The 24,719-nt window shown below is 40.7% G+C and carries 22 protein-coding genes and 1 riboswitch; of the genes, 12 read left to right on the top strand and 10 right to left on the bottom strand.

Annotated elements, in window-relative coordinates:
- Positions 1 to 160 precede the first annotated feature (160 nt).
- The 3 genes from ACK8HY_RS19375 to ACK8HY_RS19365 form a co-directional block, all read right to left on the bottom strand.
- Positions 161 to 1,636, bottom strand: a complete 1,476-nt coding sequence (locus ACK8HY_RS19375) for a TPM domain-containing protein (protein WP_416134522.1) — start codon at positions 1,634 to 1,636, stop codon at positions 161 to 163.
- 218 nt (positions 1,637 to 1,854) lie between these two features.
- Positions 1,855 to 3,177, bottom strand: a complete 1,323-nt coding sequence (locus tag ACK8HY_RS19370) for a gluconate:H+ symporter (RefSeq protein WP_416134521.1) — start codon at positions 3,175 to 3,177, stop codon at positions 1,855 to 1,857.
- 16 nt (positions 3,178 to 3,193) lie between these two features.
- On the bottom strand, positions 3,194 to 4,705 hold the full coding sequence (locus tag ACK8HY_RS19365; RefSeq protein WP_416134520.1) for a gluconokinase: 1,512 nt from the start codon (positions 4,703 to 4,705) through the stop codon (positions 3,194 to 3,196).
- A 248-nt stretch (positions 4,706 to 4,953) separates the two neighbouring features.
- On the opposite strand from ACK8HY_RS19365, the gene ACK8HY_RS19360 reads away from it, so the two are divergent.
- Positions 4,954 to 5,040 (top strand): hypothetical protein, encoded by an 87-nt coding sequence (locus ACK8HY_RS19360; protein WP_416134589.1) that lies wholly within the window; start codon positions 4,954 to 4,956, stop codon positions 5,038 to 5,040.
- Between the two features lie 271 nt (positions 5,041 to 5,311).
- Here ACK8HY_RS19360 and ACK8HY_RS19355 read toward each other — a convergent pair whose 3' ends face one another.
- The gene (locus ACK8HY_RS19355) at positions 5,312 to 6,943 is read right to left on the bottom strand and encodes an ABC-F family ATP-binding cassette domain-containing protein (protein ID WP_077438306.1); all 1,632 of its coding nucleotides are present in this window, start codon (positions 6,941 to 6,943) and stop codon (positions 5,312 to 5,314) included.
- An 84-nt stretch (positions 6,944 to 7,027) separates the two neighbouring features.
- Here ACK8HY_RS19355 and trmD point away from each other — a divergent pair, with 84 nt between their 5' ends.
- The 6 genes from trmD to dusB all read left to right on the top strand — a co-directional run bounded on the left by trmD (position 7,028) and on the right by dusB (position 12,653).
- Positions 7,028 to 7,705, top strand: coding sequence for a tRNA (guanosine(37)-N1)-methyltransferase TrmD (trmD, locus tag ACK8HY_RS19350; RefSeq protein ID WP_077438181.1), 678 nt, complete (start codon positions 7,028 to 7,030; stop codon positions 7,703 to 7,705).
- 257 nt (positions 7,706 to 7,962) lie between these two features.
- Entirely contained in the window at positions 7,963 to 9,366 is a 1,404-nt protein-coding gene (locus tag ACK8HY_RS19345) for an anthranilate synthase component I family protein (protein ID WP_416134519.1), read from the top strand.
- Positions 9,363 to 9,656, top strand: coding sequence for a chorismate mutase (locus ACK8HY_RS19340; RefSeq protein WP_416134518.1), 294 nt, complete (start codon positions 9,363 to 9,365; stop codon positions 9,654 to 9,656). The genes ACK8HY_RS19345 and ACK8HY_RS19340 overlap by 4 nt, the downstream gene beginning before the upstream one ends.
- The gene (locus ACK8HY_RS19335) at positions 9,643 to 10,215 is read left to right on the top strand and encodes an anthranilate synthase component II (protein WP_416134517.1); all 573 of its coding nucleotides are present in this window, start codon (positions 9,643 to 9,645) and stop codon (positions 10,213 to 10,215) included. Before ACK8HY_RS19340 ends, ACK8HY_RS19335 begins: the two co-directional genes overlap by 14 nt.
- Before the next feature lie 265 nt (positions 10,216 to 10,480).
- On the top strand, positions 10,481 to 11,263 hold the full coding sequence (trpC, locus tag ACK8HY_RS19330; RefSeq protein WP_416134516.1) for an indole-3-glycerol phosphate synthase TrpC: 783 nt from the start codon (positions 10,481 to 10,483) through the stop codon (positions 11,261 to 11,263).
- Between the two features lie 394 nt (positions 11,264 to 11,657).
- Positions 11,658 to 12,653, top strand: coding sequence for a tRNA dihydrouridine synthase DusB (gene dusB / locus ACK8HY_RS19325; RefSeq protein ID WP_077438187.1), 996 nt, complete (start codon positions 11,658 to 11,660; stop codon positions 12,651 to 12,653).
- A gap of 69 nt (positions 12,654 to 12,722) precedes the next feature.
- On the opposite strand, the gene ACK8HY_RS19320 is transcribed toward dusB, so the two are convergent.
- Genes ACK8HY_RS19320 through ACK8HY_RS19310 form a run of 3 tightly spaced genes read right to left on the bottom strand, consistent with a single transcriptional unit; the run spans position 12,723 to position 15,726 of the window.
- Positions 12,723 to 14,225 carry a lipopolysaccharide biosynthesis protein gene (locus tag ACK8HY_RS19320; RefSeq protein WP_254846285.1) on the bottom strand — a complete coding sequence of 501 codons (1,503 nt, stop codon included), beginning with the start codon at positions 14,223 to 14,225 and terminating at the stop codon, positions 12,723 to 12,725.
- A gap of 6 nt (positions 14,226 to 14,231) precedes the next feature.
- Positions 14,232 to 14,513, bottom strand: coding sequence for an acylphosphatase (locus ACK8HY_RS19315; protein ID WP_077438189.1), 282 nt, complete (start codon positions 14,511 to 14,513; stop codon positions 14,232 to 14,234).
- Positions 14,514 to 14,550: 37 nt separating this feature from the next.
- The gene (locus tag ACK8HY_RS19310; RefSeq protein ID WP_077438190.1) at positions 14,551 to 15,726 is read right to left on the bottom strand and encodes an amidohydrolase family protein; all 1,176 of its coding nucleotides are present in this window, start codon (positions 15,724 to 15,726) and stop codon (positions 14,551 to 14,553) included.
- Positions 15,727 to 15,957: 231 nt separating this feature from the next.
- A riboswitch (TPP riboswitch) is annotated at positions 15,958 to 16,083 on the top strand.
- A 54-nt stretch (positions 16,084 to 16,137) separates the two neighbouring features.
- Between ACK8HY_RS19310 and ACK8HY_RS19305 the strand changes: the two genes are divergently transcribed.
- From ACK8HY_RS19305 to ACK8HY_RS19285, 5 genes are all read left to right on the top strand, one after another.
- Positions 16,138 to 18,573: a TonB-dependent receptor gene (locus ACK8HY_RS19305; protein ID WP_416134515.1), complete on the top strand. Its 2,436-nt coding sequence runs from the start codon at positions 16,138 to 16,140 to the stop codon at positions 18,571 to 18,573.
- Between the two features lie 135 nt (positions 18,574 to 18,708).
- Positions 18,709 to 19,167 carry a D-aminoacyl-tRNA deacylase gene (gene dtd, locus ACK8HY_RS19300; protein WP_077438192.1) on the top strand — a complete coding sequence of 153 codons (459 nt, stop codon included), beginning with the start codon at positions 18,709 to 18,711 and terminating at the stop codon, positions 19,165 to 19,167.
- An 18-nt stretch (positions 19,168 to 19,185) separates the two neighbouring features.
- Positions 19,186 to 19,512 carry a nucleotide pyrophosphohydrolase gene (locus tag ACK8HY_RS19295; protein ID WP_077438193.1) on the top strand — a complete coding sequence of 109 codons (327 nt, stop codon included), beginning with the start codon at positions 19,186 to 19,188 and terminating at the stop codon, positions 19,510 to 19,512.
- A gap of 67 nt (positions 19,513 to 19,579) precedes the next feature.
- The gene (gene ggt / locus ACK8HY_RS19290; protein WP_077438194.1) at positions 19,580 to 21,289 is read left to right on the top strand and encodes a gamma-glutamyltransferase; all 1,710 of its coding nucleotides are present in this window, start codon (positions 19,580 to 19,582) and stop codon (positions 21,287 to 21,289) included.
- Positions 21,290 to 21,427: 138 nt separating this feature from the next.
- Complete coding sequence (locus tag ACK8HY_RS19285; protein ID WP_077438195.1) at positions 21,428 to 21,775, top strand: hypothetical protein; 348 nt, start codon at positions 21,428 to 21,430, stop codon at positions 21,773 to 21,775.
- A 64-nt stretch (positions 21,776 to 21,839) separates the two neighbouring features.
- Here the strand turns inward: ACK8HY_RS19285 and groL are convergent, their stop codons facing one another.
- The 3 genes from groL to secG all read right to left on the bottom strand — a co-directional run bounded on the left by groL (position 21,840) and on the right by secG (position 24,712).
- Positions 21,840 to 23,477 (bottom strand): chaperonin GroEL, encoded by a 1,638-nt coding sequence (gene groL / locus ACK8HY_RS19280; protein ID WP_077438196.1) that lies wholly within the window; start codon positions 23,475 to 23,477, stop codon positions 21,840 to 21,842.
- A gap of 108 nt (positions 23,478 to 23,585) precedes the next feature.
- A complete protein-coding gene (locus ACK8HY_RS19275) occupies positions 23,586 to 23,861 on the bottom strand; it encodes a co-chaperone GroES (protein ID WP_028070710.1) in 276 nt (91 codons plus the stop codon).
- Between the two features lie 434 nt (positions 23,862 to 24,295).
- Positions 24,296 to 24,712: a preprotein translocase subunit SecG gene (secG, locus tag ACK8HY_RS19270; protein WP_416134514.1), complete on the bottom strand. Its 417-nt coding sequence runs from the start codon at positions 24,710 to 24,712 to the stop codon at positions 24,296 to 24,298.
- Positions 24,713 to 24,719: the final 7 nt, after the last annotated feature.

The following is a 24,719-nucleotide window of genomic DNA, read 5'->3' as shown; positions in this document are numbered from 1 at the left end:
TGCGCTATGTAACTTACTTTTTTATTTTTTTTAAAAAAAACTTTTGATAGTGTAAAAAATACACTATATTTGTGTCATCATAATTTAGGTTTATAATTGGTTATTTAAGGTTTTCATTCTCCCCGTTTGAAAACCTTTTTTTTTGCACCTAAATTAGGAATTACCATCTTCCGCCAGCCCCGCCGCCACCGGACGAACCGCCACCAAAACTTCCGCCGCCACCGCCACTAGAGCCGCCGCCACCAGATCTGCTTGATGAAGATCGTACTTTAACGGGTATAGTGTGCTCACCGTGAGACACACGGTGACCACAGTTCTTACATTTATCAAAACGTTCCTCCAGTCCCTGTGAACTGTAGGTCGCGGACCGGATCGTTCGTGAAAGACCAGTTTCAAACGTACGGTAATGACATTGCGGACAATCCATGTACCCTGCATTTTCATCCCAGGGAACCAGCTTAGTCTCATTGCTTGTCTGATCTACCCAGATCTCATAAGACCGGCTGCCAATTTTCTCTTCCAACAGCTGTCCTTGATCCAAGTATGCGCTTTCCCGGGTAGCGGCATCATCCTTATTCATGCGCAACCAGCGCCCCGAGTCATCCGGTGGAGTCAGCCGAAGTTCATTCCTTCGGATACGCTTATTTATTCCAAAGAGATCAAACAGCGCCAAAGGGCTTAACAATAAAGGAACAAGTCCCCAAACGCGAAACTTACGCAAAGCTTGCTGGATATTTTCTTCATCACGGTAGGAATTGATAATCTGTGTACGGCTTGCATTATATTTCATCGCCAGCGTAATGCTTCCAAATATAAAAACAAAATAAGGTAGATTCTTCCATTGATAAACAACTTCGAAGTTATTCAACGCAAAAGCACATATAAATACACTTGCAAACATCAACATTCCCATACAACCGCAGCCGCTGACCAGTGGTGGAAAATATTTACTTTTTTTGGTCAGCTTACCCTTGATCGCACGGGTCACTTCGCCCAGCCAGATATAACAGAGGGCAAATAAAGCCAGTACCAAAAGTGAATTTCTCAGGATAGGACTTCTAAAACTCCAAATTGGAGTTGCTTCGGGCATCAAACGTTCCAATTCGGCCCTACTGTCGGGTGATGTCAGAATAGTTTTGATAAACTGCGACGCCTCGAGGACGCCTTGATCATAATTTCCATTTCGAAAATTAGGTACCAGATACTTTTCGCCGATTCGTTTCAGATAGGCATCCGGCAAGGTGCTTTCCATGCCATACCCCGTAATGAAGCGATATTCCCGCCGGTCTTTCGCAATAAACAATAATAGCCCATTATTGCTTTCCTTCTTACCTATACCCCAGGTATTAAATAGCTTTAATGCAAATTCAAAATCGCTGTCACCGACATAGTCATTGACCAATACAATGGCATACTCACTTTTGGTAGCTGCTTCGATCTGTGTGGATAAGCCATCCAGCTCGGCAACTGTTCCCGAAGACAGGATTCCATCAGGGTTGGAGACAAAATAATCTTGTCCTTTCTGCTTTGGACTGGGTATATTATCAACTGTATATTGGCCAAAAACAGCCCCCCCACCCAAGCAGCAACTCAGGCAAAATAAGATATACAGATAAAGCTGTTGTGATCTATGCATATTTGTCAGAATAACTCAAACAACAAAAATTTGGTTCATTAGCACGATATTAAGAAAAAAAAATCAAACCAAGGGTTTCATCAAAAAAAAGCCCATAATCAACCAATTATGGGTCTATATAATTCAATATTCGTTTGATGACAAAGGCAATCAAGAATGCGGAGTTTGCCTTGCGGTTTCGACAGTCACCTTCTGATAAGGGACTTTGTCATTAGCTATCAATGACCAAGCCAGTGTAAAATCAAGACACCGATCAATCCAATAATAGAAACGAGCGTTTCCATCACCGTCCATGAGCGAAATGTATCCTTCACGCTCACTCCAAAATAAGATTTAAACATCCAAAACCCTGGATCGTTGACGTGTGAGAACATGAGACTGCCCGCTCCCGTCGCTAGCACCATTAATTCAGGAGTAACATCTCCTGCTCGCACAATGGGGAGCATAATGCCCGCTGCCGTGAGTCCAGCAACACTTGCCGAACCGATCACCAGGCGAATGATACCAGCTATTAACCAGGCAAGCACAAGTGGTGACAAGCTAAGGTCTGCAGTTAGGTCAGCGATATAGTTCGCTACACCGCTATCTACCAAAATTTGCTTGAAGGCGCCCGATGCTGCAATGATAAAAAGGATCATCATTATCCCACGGATTGCTTCTTCCACACTTTCTGACTGCTCCCGCAAACTTTTACCCTGGCGGATTCCCATCGTGTACATCGCCACCAGAGATGCAATCATTAAAGCCACCACCGGGTCACCCAAGAAACGGAGTGTCGTCAGCCAAGCGGAGCCTTCTGGGAATATGAGATGTGCAAATGACCCAAAAGCAATTAAAATTATTGGAAACAGTCCCGTAAATATACTAATTGCAAATCCGGGAAGCTCTTTCTTATCTGCTTGATTGTGCTCAGGAAAGAACTCAGCAGGTGGGTTGGTCGGAATACGCTTAAGCATCCTACCAAAGAGTGGTCCACCGATAATTATGGCAGGAATTGCCACAACAATGCCATAGGCCATTGTCAAACCTATATCCGCATTGTAAGTAACCGCTATGGCTGTAGCTCCCGGATGCGGTGGCAAATAACCGTGCGTCACGGACAGCGCTGCCAGCAATGGAATAGCAACGTAAAGCAAGGGCATTTTATTGGAAGCACAGACCATGAAAACAAACGGTACCAAGACGATAAAACCGACATTGTAAAATAAAGGAATTCCTACTAAAAAGCCCGTGAGAACCATTGCCCAAGGTAAGTTCTTTCTGCCAAATACCGCCGTTAGTTTCGTTGTAATCTTTTCTGCAGCGCCCCCCTCCGCCATCAATTTACCCAGTAAAGACCCGAAAGCCAACAAAAGTGCCAACTGGCCCATAGTACTACTTACTCCGGTTTCAACAGATTTAAGGATGTCGACGGCATTCATATTCATTGCAAAACCGACCGCCACAGAAGTTATCAGTAATGAAAAGATCGTGTTTAACCTGACGACAGTGACTAAAAGAAGTAGTAAAGCTACTCCCAAAATAACGATGATTAGAGGCATAATAATTTACAACTAGTTAAAACTCACCCTCCAATATATGGTACAGGCGTTCAAATTTCTGGAAGTTTTTAATATATACCGCGTGATTCTCTTCACTCGGTTTGTAATAGTGCTCGGTATCTTGTGTTCTCTCCGCTTGCTTGTTTTTTACGGAAGCCCCCCCTCGTTGTATACCCAATGCTTCCAAGCCTATCAATGCTGCTCCCCATGCAGAACTTTCTACCGTATTTTTGGTGAATACAGGTTTATTGAAAATGTCTGCAAGCATTTGCAACAACGACGATGAACGTGCTAAGCCGCCGCTTGCAAAGATCGTATGAATGGGGCCGGTGTTCTCCTCCAATGCGATTCCTACACTGTAAATTGCAAACAACATCCCTTCCATCATGGCCCGCGCAAAGTGCGCCCTGCCATGATGCAGCTGTATCCCAAAATAAACGCCTTTTGCATTGGAATTCCAATGTGGTGCCCGTTCACCGGTTAAATAGGGCAAGAATATCAAGTCCTCTGCCCCGGGAACGACGGAGTCGACCAAAGCATTTAACGAGACAGACGAATCTCCATCCGTTTCCATTTGGGTATATTCATGCAAGAAGTTATTTCGAAACCAGTTGCGTAATACACCTCCGTTGTTAACCGCGCCACCAATTATATATTCATTTGGTCTCAGTAGGTAGGTAAATAACCTTTGTTTTTTTTCTTGATTTGCCTGCGAACTTGCCACGCGAATAGCTCCACTGGTACCAATAGTGATCGAAGCCACCCCAGGACTTATAGCCCCTACCCCGAGATTAGCCAAACAACCATCGCTACCACCTATAACAAAAGAGGTATCTTGGGGTATGTGCATCAAGGCCGCGATTTCCTGGCTAGGCATATTTAAAATATAATCGACCGGAACTGGCGATGCTAATTGTTCTTCCGATATGCCCGTCAATTTTAACGCCTGATCAGACCATATAAGCCGATGTATGTCGAAAAGCCCTGTTGCAGATGCAATGGAATGATCGACCACATAAACACCAAAGAGCCGGTGAAAAAGAAATTCTTTGATACCGATAAATTTGTGCGACTGTGCAAATAATTTTTGATCATTAGACTTTATCCACATTAATTTGCAAAGCAAAGACATGGGATGTATTGGTGTGCCCGTTTGCTGATAAAGTAGCCTGCCCACCTCACTTGCCTCCAAGGCAACCGCAATATCCTCGCTTCTGCGATCTGCCCATATCATGCAATTGCTAAGTGGCTCTCCCGCCGAGTCAACAGCGATCAGTCCGTGCATAGCACTGCTCACCGAAATGCATACAGGTTTCGGTATCTCGGCACTAGATTCCTTTAAGCTAATCATGACATATCTAATAGACTCAATACATGCAGCATAAACAATCTCCGGATCTTGCTCGTACCAGCCTTCTGACGGGTTTAATATGGGATAAGGTATACTATGCTGCGACAAGATGCTACCTTCGTAGTCAAATGCAACAGCTTTCGCAGATGATGTCCCAATGTCTAATCCAATGATCATAAATAAAATTGATGTTTAGGAGAGTTCAATATACGGATTATCTGTTAGTTTACAACAAAACACTCAATACCAGCGAAGTAATTGGAGCAAAAAAAACGCTTCATACCAATCTGCTGATAATTGCCTTTCATAGTATCAACAAAAATGGTAAATTTCATCTTTAAAAAACGGTATTGAACGAAGAGTATAGATAAATTGAATAACTACGATTTTGGAATAGTTGGACTCGGCGTAATGGGACGTAATTTATTATACAAGCACAACGAGACTATTTTGGCGCACATGCCTATGAACGTATTGATCAAGAAGGTATCTTTCACACACTTTGGGATTAAGAGAAAAAGCTTGAATATTCGATGTAATCTTTGTTTAAAACGCAAAAAAGCGGCTTTATATAAAAAAACCGCTTTTATAACTGGTTCGCTTATCGAGATGAACCAATGCCCTACTTGCTACAAGTCAGTTGCTCTACCAGCTGAGCTCAAGAGACTACAGATAAAGTTTCTGATTTCTGTACTGCAAATATCGGGATCGGACAAAACCTTGTAGCTTATGATTATATGCTATAGACTAACCGCCTACATTTACACTTCGTTGATTTAGAAGCTATCGTTCAATATCTTTTAAACTGTTCATTTTCTTATATTCCAGGAATCCTTTTATATCTTCAAAATGTTCACGGACACGTTTATTTCCAAACTCAAATACTTTCTCAGCTAAGCCGTCCAAAAAGTCACGGTCGTGTGAAACAAGGATCAATGTACCATCAAAATCCTTTAAAGCATCTTTGATAATGTCCTTGGTCTTCATGTCCAAATGGTTGGTCGGCTCATCGAGGATCAACACATTCACGGGCTCCAAAAGTAGTTTTATCATCGCCAGACGAGTTCGCTCACCACCAGATAATACTTTAACCTTTTTCGTCGTGTCATCCCCGCTGAACATAAAAGCCCCCAGAAGATCTTTCATTTTTACGCGCACATCGCCCACTGCAATTTGGTCGATGGTATCAAAAACAGTCAGTTCGCCATCCAATAAAGCGGCTTGATTCTGGGCAAAGTAACCGATTTTGGCATTATGGCCTATTTTCAATGTACCTTCAAAATCTATTTCGCCCATAATCGCTTTGATCATGGTTGATTTACCCTCACCGTTCTTACCTACAAAAGCAACTTTTTCTCCGCGTTCAATCACCATATTGGCTTTTTGGAATACGACATGATCGTCATATGCTTTGCTAAGATCTTCCACAATCACAGGATATTGCCCCGAGCGTGGTGAAGGGGGAAATTTCAGACGCAAGGCCGAAGTATCAACTTCATCAATTTCGATAATTTCCAGCTTTTCCAACATCTTAACACGTGACTGCACCTGCAAGGTTTTCGAATAAGTACCTCTAAAACGGTCAATGAATTCCTGATTGTCAGCAATAAAACGTTGCTGCTCCTCATAAGCTTTCAATTGATGCTGACGTCTTTCCTGACGCAGTTCCAAGTAATGGCTATACTTGGCTCTATAGTCATAAATACGCCCCATCGTCACCTCAATGGTACGGTTGGTAATATTATCGACAAAGGCTCTATCGTGTGAAATAACAATAACTGCTTTGGCCGAATTGACAAGGAAATCCTCCAGCCATTGGATACTCTCGATATCCATATGGTTGGTCGGCTCATCCAACAAAATCAGATCCGGTTTTTTTAATAATATTTTAGCTAGTTCGATACGCATACGCCATCCTCCGGAAAACTCCGAAGTCTGTCTGGTAAAATCCGATCGCTCAAAACCAAGCCCTTTCAGCACCTTTTCTACCTCTGCATCGTAATTGACCTCTTCGATCGAATAAAACTTCTCACTCAGTTCCGACACCCGCTCAATCAATTGCATGTAATCATCCGTCTCATAATCCGTACGGATATTCAGCTGCTCGTTCAGCTGCTCCAATTCATCCCGCATGCCGTAAACCTCCTCGAAAGCTTTCGAGGTCTCCTCAAAGACAGTTACATTGTCCTCGGTCAGCAAATGCTGCGGTAGATAGGCAATAACCGCGTCTTTTGGACCTGCGACATTACCCGTTGTAGGCTTACCCACGCCAGCGATAATTTTCAACAGGGTAGATTTACCCGCACCGTTCTTACCCATCAATGCAATCTTATCATTCTCATTGATCGAGAAAGATACATCCGAAAAAAGAGTCGTTCCCCCAAAGGAAACAGAAATATTATTTACGTCAATCACTGTATGTACACTTAAATTTGCCACAAAGATAAGCGAATCAATCTTATAAATAGACAATGGATCATTTTTGTGTATCTTTGCGCCATGCGTTTTGATATTATTACGGTCCTACCAGACCTTTTGGAAAGTCCATTTGCACACTCTATTTTGCAACGTGCAAAGAATAAAGGCCTCGCGGAGATATATGTACACAATTTAAGAGATTACTCAACAAATAAGCACAAAAGTGTGGACGATTACCCCTATGGCGGTGGCTCCGGCATGGTGTTACAGATCGAACCCTTCGCCAAGTGCATTGAACAATTACAGGCCGAACGGACATACGATGAAATCATCTATATGACTCCCGATGGTGAAACATTCAATCAGGATATTGCAAATGGGCTCTCGACCAAAAGTAACATGATGATTCTCTGTGGCCACTACAAAGGTATAGACCAACGCATCCGGGATATATATGTGACAAAGGAAATCTCGGTAGGTGATTATGTGCTGTCTGGTGGCGAACTTCCGGCAGCAATTGTTACAGACGCGATTATCCGTCTGATTCCCGGAGTTTTGTCCGATGAAACCTCCGCACTTTCGGATTCTTTTCAGGACGGATTGCTCGATGCGCCGATCTATACACGCCCCGCAGACTGGAAAGGGCACAAAGTACCCGAGATTTTGCTCAGTGGACATGAAGTAAACATCGCTACCTGGAAGCATGAACAACAGCTAAAAAGAACTCAGGAAAGACGTCCTGATTTACTAAATGATTAAGAAATAAGGTATATTTTTGTTTTTTTATCACAAAAAGTTTGCTTATTTATTTTTTTTTATAAATTTGTGTAATAATGACACGAAGATATACAAATACAAATTGGTGGTGGCCTGGAGCAATAAGCATCGGGAATCAATTGGTATTGTCATAATATTTCATAATCAACCAAAACCATTTATGGAAATTCCAAACCCGATGCTAACCCGTATCGGGTTTTTTTATGTATAAAAATTATCAACGCGAATAAAAGAATAAAATGAAGTATAAATTCAAAACACAGAGCAGAAAGTTGCTCGCCGACACAACAACACCGGTGAGTATTTATCTTCGATTACGGGATATCTTTCCAAATTCACTGCTATTGGAAAGTTCCGACTACCATAGCCGTGACAACAATATCAGCTATATCTGTTGCCAGCCCATTGCAGGGATCCAGCTGGATGAGCGCGAGTTGACCTTAACCTATCCCGGAAAAGAACGGATTGTCAAAAATGCACAAAAAATCGAATTGCGTCAGGAGGTTTCCGATTTCCGGAATTCTTTTGAAGATTCGACGGTAGCCGAACTGAACCTCATCTCAAACGGGCTATTCGGATACTTTACATTTGACTGCATTGAACATTTTGAGGATATCAAACTGACAACAGCTATCGATCCGGCCCGGAAAATACCGTTTATGCAGTATCACGTCTACAAATATGTGATCGCCATCGACCATTTCCGTAATCAGCTTTATATCTTCGAACACCTTTTGGAAGATGAGGAGTCCGAGCTGGAACGCATGCAATTCCTAATCCAGAACAAAAATTTCCCGGAATACACATTCAAGTTAGCGGGAGAGGAAAGTTCCAATCGTAGCGATGAGGAACACCGTCAACTGGTCAAGAAGATGAAGGAACATATCCAACGTGGCGATGTCTTCCAGATCGTTCCGTCCCGTGGTTTCCGGACCCCGTTCTCGGGCGACGAATTTAATGTCTACCGCGCATTACGTTCCATTAACCCCTCGCCTTACCTATTCTATTTTGATTATGGTGACTTTAAACTATTCGGTTCATCTCCCGAGGCACAATTGCGCATCCATGGCAAGCAGGCGACAATCTTCCCGATTGCCGGAACATTCAAAAGAACGGGAAACATGGAAGAAGACCAAAAAATTGCCTCTAGGCTAAAGCAGGATCCAAAAGAAACCTCCGAGCATGTGATGTTGGTGGACCTTGCCCGTAATGATCTGAGCAGACACTGTACCCAGGTTAAAGTAGAATCGTATATGGAACCACAATACTACTCGCATATTATCCACTTGGTCTCGAAGGTAACAGGAGTATTAAAGGATAATATCAATCCATTCGATATTGTAGGAGATACCTACCCTGCCGGAACACTCTCTGGAGCTCCTAAGCACATGGCATTGACACTCATTGACCGCTACGAAGGATTGCAACGCTCGTTCTACTCTGGAGCAATTGGCTTTATGGGTTTCAATGGGGATTTCAATCATGCCATCATGATTCGCTCGTTCCTGAGCAAACAAAATACCTTACATTATCAGGCCGGAGGCGGAATTGTACTAGATTCTGATCCGGAAATGGAACTCCAGGAAGTGAACAACAAAATAGCTGCTTTGCGAAAAGCATTACAATTAGCAGAAACGTTATGATCAGACCATTAGAATATTGTATCAATACCCAGCATATTAATGCTTCGATAGATACCATCGACAACCGCATCGTTGAATTGCTTGCCTTACGGAAGACCTATGTCAATAAGGCAAAAGTATTGCAGGATGATACAGATAATGAACAAAATAGGATAAAAAATATCAGCAGCAATCAAATAACATTGGCAAAGAGATTCGATCTGCCCGTAGAATTTGTCCGGGCGATATTTCAGGAAATAGATAATTACTTTAATCAGGACTATACAACAAGAGGTTATGAGCAACAATAAAATCGTTGTCATTGACAATTACGATTCATTCACCTACAATTTGGTTCATTTGCTCCAGGAGTTGGGACAGGACTATGTGGTGTTGAGAAATGATAAATTCAAACTAGAGGAACTAGAAGCATTCGATAAAATCCTACTTTCCCCCGGCCCTGGAATTCCCGAAGAGGCGGGCTTATTGCTTGACGTGATCCGCACCTATGCGCCACAAAAGAGTATATTAGGTATCTGTTTGGGTCAACAGGCAATCGCCGAAGTATTTGGCGGCACATTATTTAATATGGAAAAGCCGCTACATGGAGTTGCAACCAACATTATCGTAACCGATGAATCCGAAAAGCTATTTCAGGATTTTCCGAAAGATTCCAAAATAGGACGCTACCATTCATGGGCAGTGAACAAAGATACCTTGCCAGGTACACTTAAAGTGACAGCAGTAGACGAGAATGGTATCATCATGGCACTGACACATACGGAGTATGATGTGCGAGGCATGCAGTTCCATCCGGAATCTGTACTGACAACAAATGGGAAAAAATTAATTGAAAACTGGTTATCTTAGTATAGCATATTGAGATAGGAGTCTTTAGACATTACCTGTACGAGACTACGTCTCACTGAGTGTGTAAATGATCACCTATATACAGAAACACAGTAATGAAAAGCGTATAAGCGTAATAGAGATTTCGCGTCCGCCCAAGGCTTGAAGCACCAAAGTCTCAATACTTAAACTGCAATACTAAAAAAATAAAATAGAGAAAATATGTCAGCCGAAGGCTTAAAGTACTAAAATCTCAATACTCAATACTAATATCTTACTACTACAAATGACTATACTCGATAAAATCATTGAACGAAAAAGAATAGAGGTAGAAAAATCCAAAGCGCAGGTTTCTGCCGAAGAACTGTTGAACTACCCCTATTTCAGTGTAGCCTGTCTTTCATTACGGGAATCTATATTAGATCCCGAAAAAACAGGGATTATTGCTGAATATAAACGCGCATCACCCTCAAAAGGCGATATCAACAGTACGGCAAAAGTCGAAGATGTCGTCAAAGCCTATGAAGAAGCTGGAGCCTCGGCAGTATCTGTGCTGACCGATGGCGAGTTTTTCAAGGGCAATTTGGAAGACCTTTCCAAAGCAAGGGAGACAATTAACATTCCTATATTGCGCAAAGAATTCATTGTCGACAAGTATCAGATTACCGAAGCCAAGGCTTATGGTGCCGATGTCATCCTTTTGATAGCGGCCTGCCTCAAAAAGGAAGAAGTTCAGGAATTTGCCGCCTATGCCCATCAGATCGGACTCAATGTGTTGCTTGAAGTACACAATGAGCAGGAACTGTTGGACAATCTTTTCGATGATATTGATGCCATTGGTGTCAACAATAGAAACCTAAAGGATTTCACCGTCGATCTACAACATTCGTATGATCTTTTGGATAAGATTCCATCCGAATACATCAAAGTATCCGAAAGTGGCATTTCTGATCCCAAGACAATTAAAGCATTGAAAAAGGCTGGTTTCCAAAGTTTTCTGATCGGTGAAAATTTTATGAAAACCACAGACCCAGGGAAAGCAATCAAAGATTTCGTAAAAGAAATTTGATTTTATTCAAAAACAAATCTGGATAAAAGTGTCCTTGTTGATTATTGAAAGAAAGACATCTTAAAAAAACCTTCATGACCAGATACACGACCAGCGATGAAAATCAACTGAAGGTTCTTTCTGACCAATAAAAAACAGATTTCAGAAAAAAGAGGTTATCCATAGGCAAGCCAGTTCTCTGCAAATATACCTTCAATTCCGGGAAGGTATATTTGCTTTTATAGGAAAATCCAATCCTGACAACAGCCCAGCCCTATCACTACCGTTTCGGTGCTTCGCGGAATACAACAGCGCTACGCATTCTGAATACATAAAAAGTCGACGCTAAACTCATGACAGTTAACTAACTTTATACTAATCCCAAATTTTGTACCTTTGTAAAAAATTTTTGAAGATGTCGGTCAAGATTGGTGAAAACATTGATTTGGGTGAATTCCCTTTGTTACTAGCTCCGATGGAGGATGTGAGTGATCCACCATTTCGCTATGTATGCAAACAGAATGGTGTTGATTTAATGTATACTGAATTTATTTCTTCCGAAGGGCTGATTCGTGATGCTGCTAAATCTGTTCAGAAACTTGATATTTTTGAATATGAGCGGCCGATCGGTATTCAGATATTTGGTGGAGATATCGAAAGTATGCGGCAATCAGCTGAAATCTGTACAAAAGCAAATCCAAATCTCATCGATATCAATTACGGTTGCCCGGTTAAGAAAGTGGTCTGTAAGGGCGCTGGCTCATCCCTATTGCAAGATATCGATAAGATGGTTGCAATGACCAAAGCTGTTGTTGAGGCGACCCATCTCCCGGTGACAGTAAAAACACGGCTAGGCTGGGATGATAATACGAAAAATGTATACGAAGTAGCTGAACGCTTGCAAGACGTCGGCATCAAAGCATTAGCGATACATGGGCGTACGCGCGCGCAATTATATAAAGGTCAAGCGGACTGGTCGATGATCCGTGATATCAAACGTAATCCGCGCATTCAGATTCCAATTTTTGGTAACGGTGATGTGGATTCAGTCGAAAAAGCAGCGGCCTGGAGACAGGAATACGAAGTGGATGGCATTATGATCGGCCGTGCAGCTATTGGTTACCCTTGGATCTTTAGAGAGATCAAGCATTTCTTCCATACAGGTGAACGCCTGGAGGGACCTACAATTGCTGAACGGGTTGATGTATGTAGAACACACTTAAATAAATCCATTGAGTGGAAAGGCGATAAATTGGGAATTTTTGAAATGCGGAGACATTACGCAAATTATTTCAAAGGAATTCCAAATTTTAAAGAGTCCAGAATGAAACTCGTCAGCTTACAGACGCAGGATGAAATTTTGGATGTACTCCATGATATAGAACATAACTTCGAAACTGAATTATTTTAAGATTTTCAAAATTAAAAAAAGGCGATAACTTAATTAGTTATCGCCTTTTTTATGCTTTTAGTAAGCCTGCTAGTTTCTCCTTATTAACTTCATAAGCTCCTTCTTTTCAAGAAAAAAAGTAACACCAAGCAAGGTCAGAAGCATAGCATTTCCGATCCAGATATTACTATGAAAAACCTGAAAGCTCAACCAGGAAATCAAAAGTCCTACGCCGAGATAGGTAGAAATCTTAATCATCTTATAGGGTATGGGATAATACATCTGGCCCCAATAAAGTGAAAAACCGATCATAACCAAATAGACTACGGTTGTTGATAAAACCGCACCAACATAGGAATAAGTGGGGATAAGCCACACATTGAGCAATATGGTGATTAAAGCCCCTATTCCTGAAATATAAAGCGCATAACGCGTCTGATCAGTTAACTTATACCAAATTGATAGATTCATATATATACCAAGAAGTACATAATTGAAAAGGAGGATCGGAACAATTTTAAGTCCTGTCCAATATATTGCGATCTCTTTTTCATTGCCCTTGATAAAATATTTTAGCCAATCCAGATTAACGGTCAATCCAACCATTGCAATTACCATCAAAATAACAAAATACTCCATGATTAATGCATAGGTTTTCGACGCATTTTGGTTCTTCGAATAGGAAAAGAAGAACGGTTCGGCTCCCAATCTAAAAGCCGTAACAAATAAGCTAAGGAATACAGCTAATTTAGCAACCGCACCATATATGCCAAGATCCCGAATTCCTACTTCACCAGGAAGCAGCTTAGGGAAAAACATCTTGTCTAAATTCTCATTAATGATAAATGAAATATTGGCTATTAATATAGGGAAGCTATACTTCAGCATTTGATTCATTAATTTCCGGTCTAATTTCAAGCGAAATGTCATCAATTCAGGCAACAGCAAAATCAATGTAACCACACTGGCAAACAGGTTTGAAATAAAAACATAACCTATCCAACCTTCTTTAAACCATGTTCCGGCAAAATCCGCCCAAAAGCTGTACTGATGCACCCAATCAGGCAAGAAATAAATAAAAAACAGGTTTGAAATCACGGTAATACCAATATTGACGAATTTCAATGCACTGTATTTATACGGCCTACCCTCCGCACGCAGCTTTGTAAACGGCACAACTGCCAGCGCATCCGCAACAAGGATAAAAGCAAAATACTTGATGTACTGTTCATATAAATCCACATCAGCACCATCAGCAAACCATGCCGCAATAGGCCGTGTAAACACAAAAACAGATAACAGTAGAATGCCTGAGCTAACTAAAGTAACAAAGAAACTGTTATTGTAAACCTTATTCTTATCTTGTGGTTCGACTTTTTGCAGATAGCGAAAATAGGTCGTTTCCATACCAAATGCCAATACAGCATTCAACATAGACATCCAAGCATAAAAATTAGAATAGATACCATAGACCGCCGCATCTTTAAATTTGCGGAGATAAAGAGGCGTCATCAAAAACCCTATCATCCGCGAAACAATAGTAGTTACGCCATAGATGACGGTATCACTGAGAAATTTCTTAATTGCTGACACTAGGCTTTAGGATTGAACTCTTTTAATCACTTCAAAATTAGAAAAGCCTTTCAGTTCGCCTTCCTTAACTTCAACAGCTTCAACATTTGCATCCTCCGGACCTTCCTGGCAGAAGTCCAACAATGAATCAAGTGCAAAATCATCACCCTCCGCCTCGATATAGACAGATCCATCCTTTTGATTGAGTACAAAGCCTTTTACACCAACCTGATCTGCAACGGCTTTGGCCGTCAACCGAAAAAAGACTCCCTGTACTTTACCCTTTATTGAAATATTCAAATGTTTCATAAGAGCAAAAGTACAGAAGTTTTTGTGGAATTAAATACTATGCTAAGCGTTTGGTTTTAACTTTATCTGTCAAACGCATGTGTTCCATACCTTGGAGAAGCACAATGCCCGGCTTTTTGCCTACTTCCAGCGATCCATACTCGTCCTGGATGTTCAATGCAATAGCCCCATTGATCGTCGCCCATTGAATAGTTTGCAGAAAGTCCAAATCCTCGAAATGTTCATGCAACACCTTCAATTCCTCCAATACCGAAAGTGTGTCATTCGATGCTAAACTGTCTGTTCCAATCACCAGCGGCTGCCCTGCGTTTATAAAATTGTGAATCTTTGGTAAAGCTCCTTCGATATATAAATTTGCTTTTGGACACAAACACCACACAACATCCCGATCCATACGCTCCACAAAATCCAAATCTTTTAGTGATGTATACGTATTATGAACTAACAACAACTTATTCGGATAAGGTAGATAAGGCAAATAAGACTGTATGGAATTCCGGGCTTGCGCTTTAATGGAATCCGCACTTTTACCAATGCTTTTATAAAAATCCAAAAATTCACCCGTTTTGTATCTAAATAACTTATTCTCCTCGTCACTCTCCTGGTTATGGATACTTATAATATTGGTCTCTGCTACTGCTTTTTTGAATTTCTTGAAGAGCGCTTTTGAACAGGAATAGGGTGCATGTGGCGTAATAGATACATGACCATTCCTGAATTCCTGAGTCAACGATTTAGCCTCCTTTAATTTAAAATCAGCTTCTTCAGGCTCAACACCAATGACCTCCACAAATGTATGATAAAGTATTTGCGATGCTTCTTTCAGGGTAGAAGAATTATCAGTATTTGCATGGTCACCTACCGCAACAATACCATTTTCATACATCTCCCTATCTGCTTTTGCCATCGCGTCATCCATTTTCTTCATGGAAGCATTACGTGATGTCATTACTTGACTCAGGAAGTTTGGTAGCCCGGTACCTCTCGGTACTACGCCTTTCATATGTGACAATTCAAGATGACAATGGGCATTGATAAAACCTGGAATAATTACGCCCTCATACCTTTCGATTTTGGCTTTTTCAGTCAAAGTAAATGACGCTGGGTCATAAATACCCTGGATTGTACCCTCCTCATCTACCGCAACAATACCATCTTTTATAGGCATCGAAGTAATCGGTAGAATATAATTTGCGCTTAAATATTTTAACATTTTATCTCCTCACTCTCAAATTAGTAATTAAAAATTTTTGACCGATATGAATACATACTAACAGTAGAAAATTCTTTGGCAAGGTACCTAAAAAGAACAATAAATACCAAAAACAAGCCTAAACGTAAAACTTTAAACCATGAAGAAATTTTAACAGATTTTTAACAAGAATGGCTTTTTGTCAAAAAACAGGCTATGCTATACCATTCCAATTTTAATTTATATATTCGCACCGTCGAATAGGGGTGCCTTGTTTTGTCAGAAACACAAATAAAGGCTGAGATTATACCCAACAGATTAAATTCTGTGCACCTGATCCAGGTAATGCTGGCGGAGGGAGAGGTTAGTTAAATAGAACGATCGTAGTGACCCCTTTCTATGATTTGTTTAACTTAAACAAAATACATCAACATGATCAAATTTTTGATTTGTAGCGCTTTAGCTACCACTTTATGTCAAATTGTTGTTGCTCAGCACAATTTGACGATTAAGACTGTAGACAAGAGCACACTAAGGCCCCTACAAAATGCATCCCTATCCATCGATGGACAGACTTCTTTTACAGCCAAATCCGACAAAGAAGGCCTGATCAAACTATATAATATCGAAAAAGGAAAGCACACTATTCAAGTTTCATTTGTAGGATATCAGACCCTGACCCAAAACCTGAACGTCGATCGCGATCTGGTCTTAACGCTTCAACTGAATCCGAAAACAATTCGTACCGAAGAAGTACTTGTCGTATCTACGAGAGCTAAGAAGAACGCTCCAACGACATTTAAGAATATCTCAAAAGAAGAGATTTCACGGAATAATCTGGGGCAGGATATCCCCTACCTCTTGAATCAGACACCTTCTGTCCAGGTAAACTCCGATGCAGGAGCTGGTATAGGCTATACAAATATGACAATCCGGGGTTCGGATAATCAACGTATCAATGTGACCTTAAACGGTATTCCACTAAATGATGCTGAAAGCATGGGCTCATTCTTCGTGAATTTGCCTGATTTCGCCTCTTCAACAGAAAGCATCCAGGTACAGCGAGGTATCGGAACTTCGACAAACGGGGCGGGTTCGTTCGGCGCTTCGCTGAATATTCAGTCCAATACTTTAGCCGAACAACCCTATGCTGAACTTAACAATTCCTTTGGCTCTTACAGCACATGGAAAAATACGGTAAAGCTCGGGACTGGTTTGATCAACGACAAATTTGCTTTCAATGCACGGTTATCTAGAATCAGCAGTAATGGGTATATTGAAAGAGGCTCCTCAGATCTACAATCCTTTTATATCGATGGCGGCTACTATGGCAAGAAACATATTCTAAAAGGGATCGTATTCTGGGGAAAAGAAAAAACATATCAGGCCTGGAACGGGGTGCCAGAACCATTGATTACTGGTGACAGATCCCGTATGGACGACTATGCGGATTATGGACTTGAAATAGCGGGAAAAGAAAAAGAGCGTTTTATGAATGCCGGAAGAAACTATAATCTATATAACTATAAAAACCAAACGGACAACTATACCCAGAAGCATCATCAGATTCACTACACCAATATCCTCAGTGATAAGCTCACACTGAATACGGCCCTACATTACACGAGAGGCTATGGCTACTATGAAGAGTTTAGACAAGCTGACAAACTCAGCAAATATGGGCTTCCAGATGTTATTATAGGTAAAGATACCATTAAAAAAACAGATCTAATCCGCAGAAGATGGTTAGATAATTATTTCTACGGCATGACCTACGCCTTGAATTACAAACCTAACGATCAACTTGAAATTATATGGGGGGGTGCTTACAACCAATATAAAGGTAAACATTATGGAGAAGTAATCTGGGCTCAATATGCTTCGACAGGATTTATAGATGACAAATATTACTTTGGAAAATCGCAGAAAAACGACTTTAGCAATTTTCTAAAAGTGGATTACAAATTGGATAAATGGATCCTAATGGCGGATGTACAGTACAGAAATGTAGACTACAAGATGTACGGCGACGATGATAAGGTTAAAAACTATAACTACCACCCAAAATTTAATTTTTTAAATCCCAAAGCCGGGGCAACCTATCTGTTAAATGACCATGCCAATATCTATGCTTCATACGCTTTTGCGCAAAAAGAACCCGTCCGCAAGGATTTCATTGAGAAAAACAGCAAGCTTCCAGATCCAACTCCAGAAAAAATGCAGGACATTGAAGTCGGATATAGATTCAGCAATACCAAATTCAATATTGGATTGAATGGATATGGCATGTTTTATAAAGATCAATTAATTCCAACTGGTGCAATCAGTGATACGGGCGCCCCTATCCGTCAAAATGTGAAAGATAGCTATCGAATCGGATTGGAATTTGATGGAGCGTGGAACATCAATAAACAATTGAACTGGAAGGCTACCGCTACTGTCAGCCAAAACAAGATTAAAAATTTTGAGGAAGTCATCGGCGACCTCATAATTACTTACCCAAAGACCGATATCGCCCTGTCTCCAAATACAATTATATCCAGCAACTTCTCCTATAGTCCTATTGAACCACTGACATTCTCATTGCTATCAAAATATGTAGGAAGACAATATCTTGATAATTCATCCGCAAAAGAAAGGAGCATCTCTTCCTATTTTGTCAACAATTTGTTAGCAAACTATAGTTTTACGGCTTTAGGCATCAAAAACATCAGTGCGACTTTACAGGTCAACAACATACTCAACGAAAAGTACGAAACGAATGGTTACACCTTTGGCTGGATGGAAGGCGATACCAGAAAATATTATAATTTCTACTTCCCACAGGCGCCTACCAACTTTATGTTGGGCCTAAACATGAAATTTTAACAATTAAAGCCCTATATAGAAGAAACCTCCTTTGCTGAAATAGCGAAGGAGGTTTTCTATTTTGGCACCAATAAATACGAGATTGGATCTTGTTTGACAATTGGAATTTTTACCTTTGGTTTTATACTTTTCATTATGCGCGCAGTAATACAACGGGTAAAACACGCTTCCTGTACCGTCGATGAGCAGATCACAGGGCAAATTCAAAAAGGTTTAGTGATCCTATTGGGAGTAGAAGAAGCTGATACAATTGAAGATTTAAAATGGTTAGGACAAAAATTCGTTAACCTACGTATTTTTGAAGATGAACAGGGATTGATGAATAAATCCATATTGGATATTGGTGGTAATATTTTACTGATTTCACAGTTCACCTTATTTGCACAGACAAAAAAAGGGAATCGACCATCATTTATTCGAGCGGCAAAACCGGACAGTGCCAAACCTCTTTATGAGGAAATGGCCAAATTGCTTTCCCAACTGATCGGGCAACCCGTTCAGCTTGGAATATTCGGTGCCGATATGAAAATAAATCTCTTGAATGATGGTCCCGTTACCATAATAATGGACACAAAAGATAAGGACAATTTTTAAACTATTTAATCCAAAAAAATGACAATCAAAGAAGCACAGGAAGTAATTGATAAATGGATCAATACGACAGGGATACGATATTTCAACGAATTGACAAATACAGCCATGCTCATGGAAGAAGTCGGTGAAGTCGCCAGGATTATGGCTAGACAATATGGCGAACAGTCGTTCAAGAAATCAGATAAAGAAGTTAACTTGGCGGATGAAATGGCCGATGTCTTATTTGTTTTAATGTGTCTTGCAAATCAAACGGGCATAGACCTGACTGAAGCATTGGAAAAGAATCTTCAAAAGAAATCCATCCGGGACGCGGATCGCCATAAAAACAACGAAAAATTAAAATAATACCTTTATATTTCATACGTATTCAAGGGTAAATATCAATCTTAGACATAATTTTACAGCAGATATTATGAATAAACTATTTATTATTTATTCGCTTGTAGGAAGTTTATTATTTGCTTCCTGTTCCAACACCCGCAGGCAGCTTGACTCCAATCAAAAAGTTACCCCTGCTACCTTCAACAAAGCAGCTGTAGTGACCGCCCATCCCCTAGCCTCCGAAGTCGGGGTAATGATCCTGAAAAAGGGCGGAAATGCTATTGATGCTGCTGTTGCGGTACAGTTTGCGCTTGCTGTAGTCTATCCGAATGCCGGCAATATCGGCGGTGGTGGGTTTATGCTGTACCGTGATCACCAAGGTCAATATGATGCATTGGACTTTCGGGAAACTGCTCCCAAAAAGGCGCACCGCGATATGTATCTGGATGCGCAAAACAATGTTATTCCCGATTTGAGCTTGTACAGTCAGTTGGCATCGGGCGTGCCCGGTTCTGTTGCCGGCATGTGGGACGCGCATCAAAAATATGGGAAGCTGGCCTGGAAAGAGCTACTAGCCCCAGCGATTGAGCTCGCAAAAAAAGGTTTTAAGATCAGTGAAAGACAAGCCAATGAATTTGAGAGTCATAAGGAACGTTTTGTCAAACTAAACCCCACGGGAGCAGCAATTATCAAAAATACAACATGGAAAACCGGCGACCTATTTGTACAGCAAGATCTTGCCAATACCATCGAAAGAATTGCCATTGAGGGACGCGACGGATTCTATAAAGGAAAAACGGCTGATTTACTTATTGCCGAGATGAACAGAGGTAAAGGAATCATTACCCATGAGGACCTCACAGGCTACAAGGCGCTTTGGCGTACCCCTATTGCATCAAGTTATAGAGGCCACAAGGTTGTTTCTATGCCACCGCCATCGAGCGGCGGAACTTCCCTACTGGCTTTATTAAAGTCTGTGGAGCAATTCCCCCTTCAACGCTGGGGTTTTCAGACTGACTCTACGATACGTGTCATTGTTGAAGCAGAACGTTACGTATATGCCAATAGAGCGAAATATTTAGGCGATCCTGATTTTATCAATGTCCCTGTACAGCAATTGGTGGATTCTTCAGCAAATGCCAATAAACTCAATCCCTTTAATTTTCATCAGGCGACATTGAGCAAAAATGTCAATGCAGATGTTATTCCAGGTTATGAAAGCGAACAAACGACACATTTTAATATTGTTGATGAACAAGGAAATGCGGTTTCCATCACTACGACACTCAATGATTCCTATGGATCCGGTGTCATCGTAGATGGAGCGGGGTTTCTTTTGAACAACGAAATGGACGATTTCTCTATAAAGACCGGTGTACCCAATATGTATGGGCTGACCGGAGAAAAGGCAAATGAAATCCAGCCGGGAAAACGGATGTTGAGTTCCATGACACCCACCATTCTGGAGAAGAACGGCAAGCTTTTTATGGTGGTAGGGACACCGGGCGGATCAACGATTATTACCTCCGTTTTCCAAACCATATTAAATGTGATCGACTTTGGACAAAACGCACAATCCGCTGTGAGTTCACCCCGGTTCCATCATCAATGGCTACCAGACCGCATTGATGTGGAGAAAGATGCTATTGAGGGATCACTTCGCGACAGACTGGCAAAGGATGGTTATGTGATAAATCCCCGCGGAACAATAGGACGCGTAGAAAATATTCTTGTGCTTCCGAACGGCAAATTACAGACCGGAGCCGATCCGCGTGGCGATGATACGGCAAAAGGATATTGATGCTCAACTCGTAATGGCTACTTTTTAAACCGCGGAATCCTTTCGAAAAGAAAAAATTTGATCACATTCAATATTTAATATTAACAATCTAAACTTTTTAAGATATATTTAGTCAAAAAAAATAAATATCAAAACTTTATGTTAAATAAGCACTTTTTCAATGCATTACTAATTTTGGCTTTAGTTGGTTTATTCGTAAGCTGCGGAATAATGAAACCAATGGATTTCACCAACATCAAAGTAGGTATGAATCAACAGGAGGTCATCCAAAAAATAGGTAAGCCAAATCTCGTTGTTGCCTCAAAAAAATACAATGACGGTGTCCTAGAAATATATGAATATATTACTGGTAGCATAGATTCAACACATGTTAAACGGAGCTGGTTGCATTTTTTCAATAACGAATTGCAGGAATGGGGTCCCAAAGAAAATTATTCGCCAAACGATTATGACGAGTATTATAGACGATATCGACATAAACATTAATATAAAAAAAGCTCAACTGGAAAATCCAGTTGAGCTTTTTTTATATCCGGTAGTTTGGATGATCTTACATCATGCCGCCCATACCACCACCCATTGGAGGAGCACCAGCACCTACAGGGTTTTCTTCAGCCTCATCAGCCAACACACATTCTGTTGTCAACAACATTGAAGCAACTGAAGCTGCATTTTCTAAAGCAATACGAGATACTTTAGTTGGGTCGATTACACCAGCCGCGATTAAGTTCTCATATTGGTCAGTACGCGCATTGTAACCAAAGTCAGCTGTACCTTCTTTTACTTTCTGAACGATTACTGCTCCTTCGATACCTGCGTTATTACAGATTTGACGCAAAGGTTCTTCGATAGCACGTTTGATGATATCGATACCGATCTGCTCATCTTCGTTTTCGCCTTTCAGGTTAACCAAAGCTTCAGTAGCACGGATAAATGCAACACCACCACCAGCAACGATACCTTCTTCAACTGCAGCACGAGTCGCATGTAAAGCATCGTCAACACGGTCTTTTTTCTCTTTCATTTCAACCTCTGTAGTAGCACCTACGTACAATACAGCTACACCACCTGACAATTTTGCCAAACGCTCTTGTAATTTCTCGCGATCGTAGTCAGAAGTTGTTGTTTCGATTTGTGAACGGATTTGAGCAACGCGTGCTTTGATATCTTCTACGTTACCACCACCATTGATAATTGTTGTATTATCTTTGTCAACTTGAACTTTCTCAGCTTGACCTAAATAAGATAATTCCGCATTCTCTAATTTGAAACCTCTTTCTTCAGAGATTACAGTACCACCTGTTAGGATAGCGATATCTTCTAACATTGCTTTACGACGGTCACCAAAACCTGGTGCTTTTACTGCCGCAACTTTCAGTGAACCACGGATTTTATTGACTACCAATGTTGCCAATGCTTCACCATCTAAATCCTCAGCAATGATCAACAATGGCTTACCAGTTTGCACTTGTTTTTCCAAGATAGGCAACAATTCTTTCATATTGCTGATTTTCTTGTCGTAGATCAAAATGTAAGGATTATCTAATTCCGCTTCCATTTTGTCAGAGTTCGTAACAAAGTATGGTGACAAATAACCACGGTCAAATTGCATACCTTCTACAGTTTTTACCTCTGTTTCAGTACCTTTTGCTTCTTCAACTGTGATAACACCATCGTTACCAACTTTTTCCATTGCTTGCGCAATTAAAGAACCAATTACTTCGTCATTATTCGCAGATATTGCTGCTACTTGTTTGATTTTGTTGTTATCTTGACCAACTGCTTGAGATTGAGATTTCAAGTTAGCAACTACAGTTGCTACAGCTTTGTCAATACCACGTTTTAAATCCATTGGATTTGCACCAGCCGCAACAGATTTAATACCTGGAGCAACGATTGCTTGTGCTAATACAGTAGCTGTAGTTGTACCGTCACCTGCTTGATCAGCAGTTTTAGAAGCAACTTCTTTAACCATCTGAGCACCCATATTCTCTAAAGCATCTTTCAATTCGATTTCTTTCGCAACTGAAACACCATCTTTAGTAATTACCGGAGCACCAAATTTTTTCTCAATAATTACGTTACGTCCTTTTGGACCCAATGTTACCTTAACTGCATTTGCTAAAGTGTCTACACCTTTTTTTAGGGCCTCACGAGCCTCAACGTTATATTTTACTTGTTTTGCCATTTCTTTAATATTGTACCTTGAGATATAGGTAGAAAGACTCCAATCTTACAAGCCTATGCTACACTTACCTCAGTTTTTAATGTTTACTTTGTAATAACTATTGATTGCTTAGATAACAGCGTAAATGTCAGACTCACGCATAATTAAGTACTCTTTTCCTTCGTAAGTAATTTCAGTACCTGCGTATTTTCCGTATAATACTTTATCACCAACTTTCACAGTTAACGGCTCGTCAACTTTACCTGTACCTACAGCAACGACTGTACCTTGAGATGGTTTTTCTTTTGCTGTATCGGGGATATACAACCCTGAAGCTGTTTTTTCTTCTGCTGGAGCAGCTTCTACTACTACTCTGTCTCCGATAGGTTTGATACTTAATGCCATAATTAATTTACTTTTTATCTGTTATTGAATTTTTATTTTTATGTTATAATCGTTATAGACACATCATCTTTTATGCCAATTGTAGATAAGCTGATGTATCAGACAATTTTTCACCGAAAACTTAACATATTAATAAATAAAAGCACATTTCACTGTCACACTGTCACTGTTTGTCTGACATCCTTACAAAACCTTTCCCGCTGTTACGATCGCCACCAATAGGCAAACTTTCGAAACAGGTAACACCTTAATTTCACATTCCACAAGCATCACCTGCTTGAATATGAACAGAAGTACTTTCTGCTCAATAAGCCGAGCGCAGCCATTCCATTGCGACCCTAACAAAAATACGGATCAATAAAAACTGACACATTGAGCAAAAAAAAGCCTCGTCTAAATTTTAGACGAGGCTCTAGGAATTTCTTTGTTCGAAACTATTTTTTAGCGTCTTCAGCTGGCTTAGTTGCTGGCGTTGCAGCCGGTGCTTTTTGCTCAGATTGCGCTGGAGCAGCTTGCCCTTGTGTTGCTGATGTACCTGCAGGTTTCTGCGCTGGCGTACCTAAGTTCAAAGGTCCTTGTTGAGCCGGTACCTCAATTTGACCACCTAGTCCACCTTTAGATGTACTTGGCGATGTCCCCATGATGTTAACACCCAAACTAAAAATCATAATAGCGATCACCATGATCCATGTACCTTTTTCCAAAAAGTCACCTGTACGTTTTACACCCATTAGGTTTGTTCCACCAGAAAAACCAGATGATAAACCACCGCCTTTTGGATTTTGGATTAAAACCAAAAATGCTAAAATAATACTAGCTAATATGATAAGACCAATTAATAATCCTTGCATCTCTTTA

Source organism: Sphingobacterium sp. NGMCC 1.201703, from assembly GCF_047784615.1.
Taxonomy (GTDB): Bacteria; Bacteroidota; Bacteroidia; order Sphingobacteriales; family Sphingobacteriaceae; genus Sphingobacterium.
This window is presented reverse-complemented; position numbering and strand designations above follow the sequence as displayed.

What these genes read in the sequence shown, in the direction of transcription:
- ACK8HY_RS19375 (WP_416134522.1), bottom strand. Translation starts at nt 1,636, where the DNA reads ATGCATAGATCACAACAGCTTTATCTGTATATCTTATTTTGCCTGAGT.
- ACK8HY_RS19370 (WP_416134521.1), bottom strand. Translation starts at nt 3,177, where the DNA reads ATGCCTCTAATCATCGTTATTTTGGGAGTAGCTTTACTACTTCTTTTA.
- ACK8HY_RS19365 (WP_416134520.1), bottom strand. Translation starts at nt 4,705, where the DNA reads ATGATCATTGGATTAGACATTGGGACATCATCTGCGAAAGCTGTTGCA.
- trmD (WP_077438181.1), top strand. Translation starts at nt 7,028, where the DNA reads ATGCGTTTTGATATTATTACGGTCCTACCAGACCTTTTGGAAAGTCCA.
- ACK8HY_RS19345 (WP_416134519.1), top strand. Translation starts at nt 7,963, where the DNA reads ATGAAGTATAAATTCAAAACACAGAGCAGAAAGTTGCTCGCCGACACA.
- ACK8HY_RS19340 (WP_416134518.1), top strand. Translation starts at nt 9,363, where the DNA reads ATGATCAGACCATTAGAATATTGTATCAATACCCAGCATATTAATGCT.
- ACK8HY_RS19335 (WP_416134517.1), top strand. Translation starts at nt 9,643, where the DNA reads ATGAGCAACAATAAAATCGTTGTCATTGACAATTACGATTCATTCACC.
- trpC (WP_416134516.1), top strand. Translation starts at nt 10,481, where the DNA reads ATGACTATACTCGATAAAATCATTGAACGAAAAAGAATAGAGGTAGAA.
- dusB (WP_077438187.1), top strand. Translation starts at nt 11,658, where the DNA reads ATGTCGGTCAAGATTGGTGAAAACATTGATTTGGGTGAATTCCCTTTG.
- ACK8HY_RS19315 (WP_077438189.1), bottom strand. Translation starts at nt 14,513, where the DNA reads ATGAAACATTTGAATATTTCAATAAAGGGTAAAGTACAGGGAGTCTTT.
- ACK8HY_RS19310 (WP_077438190.1), bottom strand. Translation starts at nt 15,726, where the DNA reads ATGTTAAAATATTTAAGCGCAAATTATATTCTACCGATTACTTCGATG.
- ACK8HY_RS19305 (WP_416134515.1), top strand. Translation starts at nt 16,138, where the DNA reads ATGATCAAATTTTTGATTTGTAGCGCTTTAGCTACCACTTTATGTCAA.
- dtd (WP_077438192.1), top strand. Translation starts at nt 18,709, where the DNA reads ATGCGCGCAGTAATACAACGGGTAAAACACGCTTCCTGTACCGTCGAT.
- ACK8HY_RS19295 (WP_077438193.1), top strand. Translation starts at nt 19,186, where the DNA reads ATGACAATCAAAGAAGCACAGGAAGTAATTGATAAATGGATCAATACG.
- ggt (WP_077438194.1), top strand. Translation starts at nt 19,580, where the DNA reads ATGAATAAACTATTTATTATTTATTCGCTTGTAGGAAGTTTATTATTT.
- ACK8HY_RS19285 (WP_077438195.1), top strand. Translation starts at nt 21,428, where the DNA reads ATGTTAAATAAGCACTTTTTCAATGCATTACTAATTTTGGCTTTAGTT.
- groL (WP_077438196.1), bottom strand. Translation starts at nt 23,477, where the DNA reads ATGGCAAAACAAGTAAAATATAACGTTGAGGCTCGTGAGGCCCTAAAA.
- ACK8HY_RS19275 (WP_028070710.1), bottom strand. Translation starts at nt 23,861, where the DNA reads ATGGCATTAAGTATCAAACCTATCGGAGACAGAGTAGTAGTAGAAGCT.
- secG (WP_416134514.1), bottom strand. Translation starts at nt 24,712, where the DNA reads ATGCAAGGATTATTAATTGGTCTTATCATATTAGCTAGTATTATTTTA.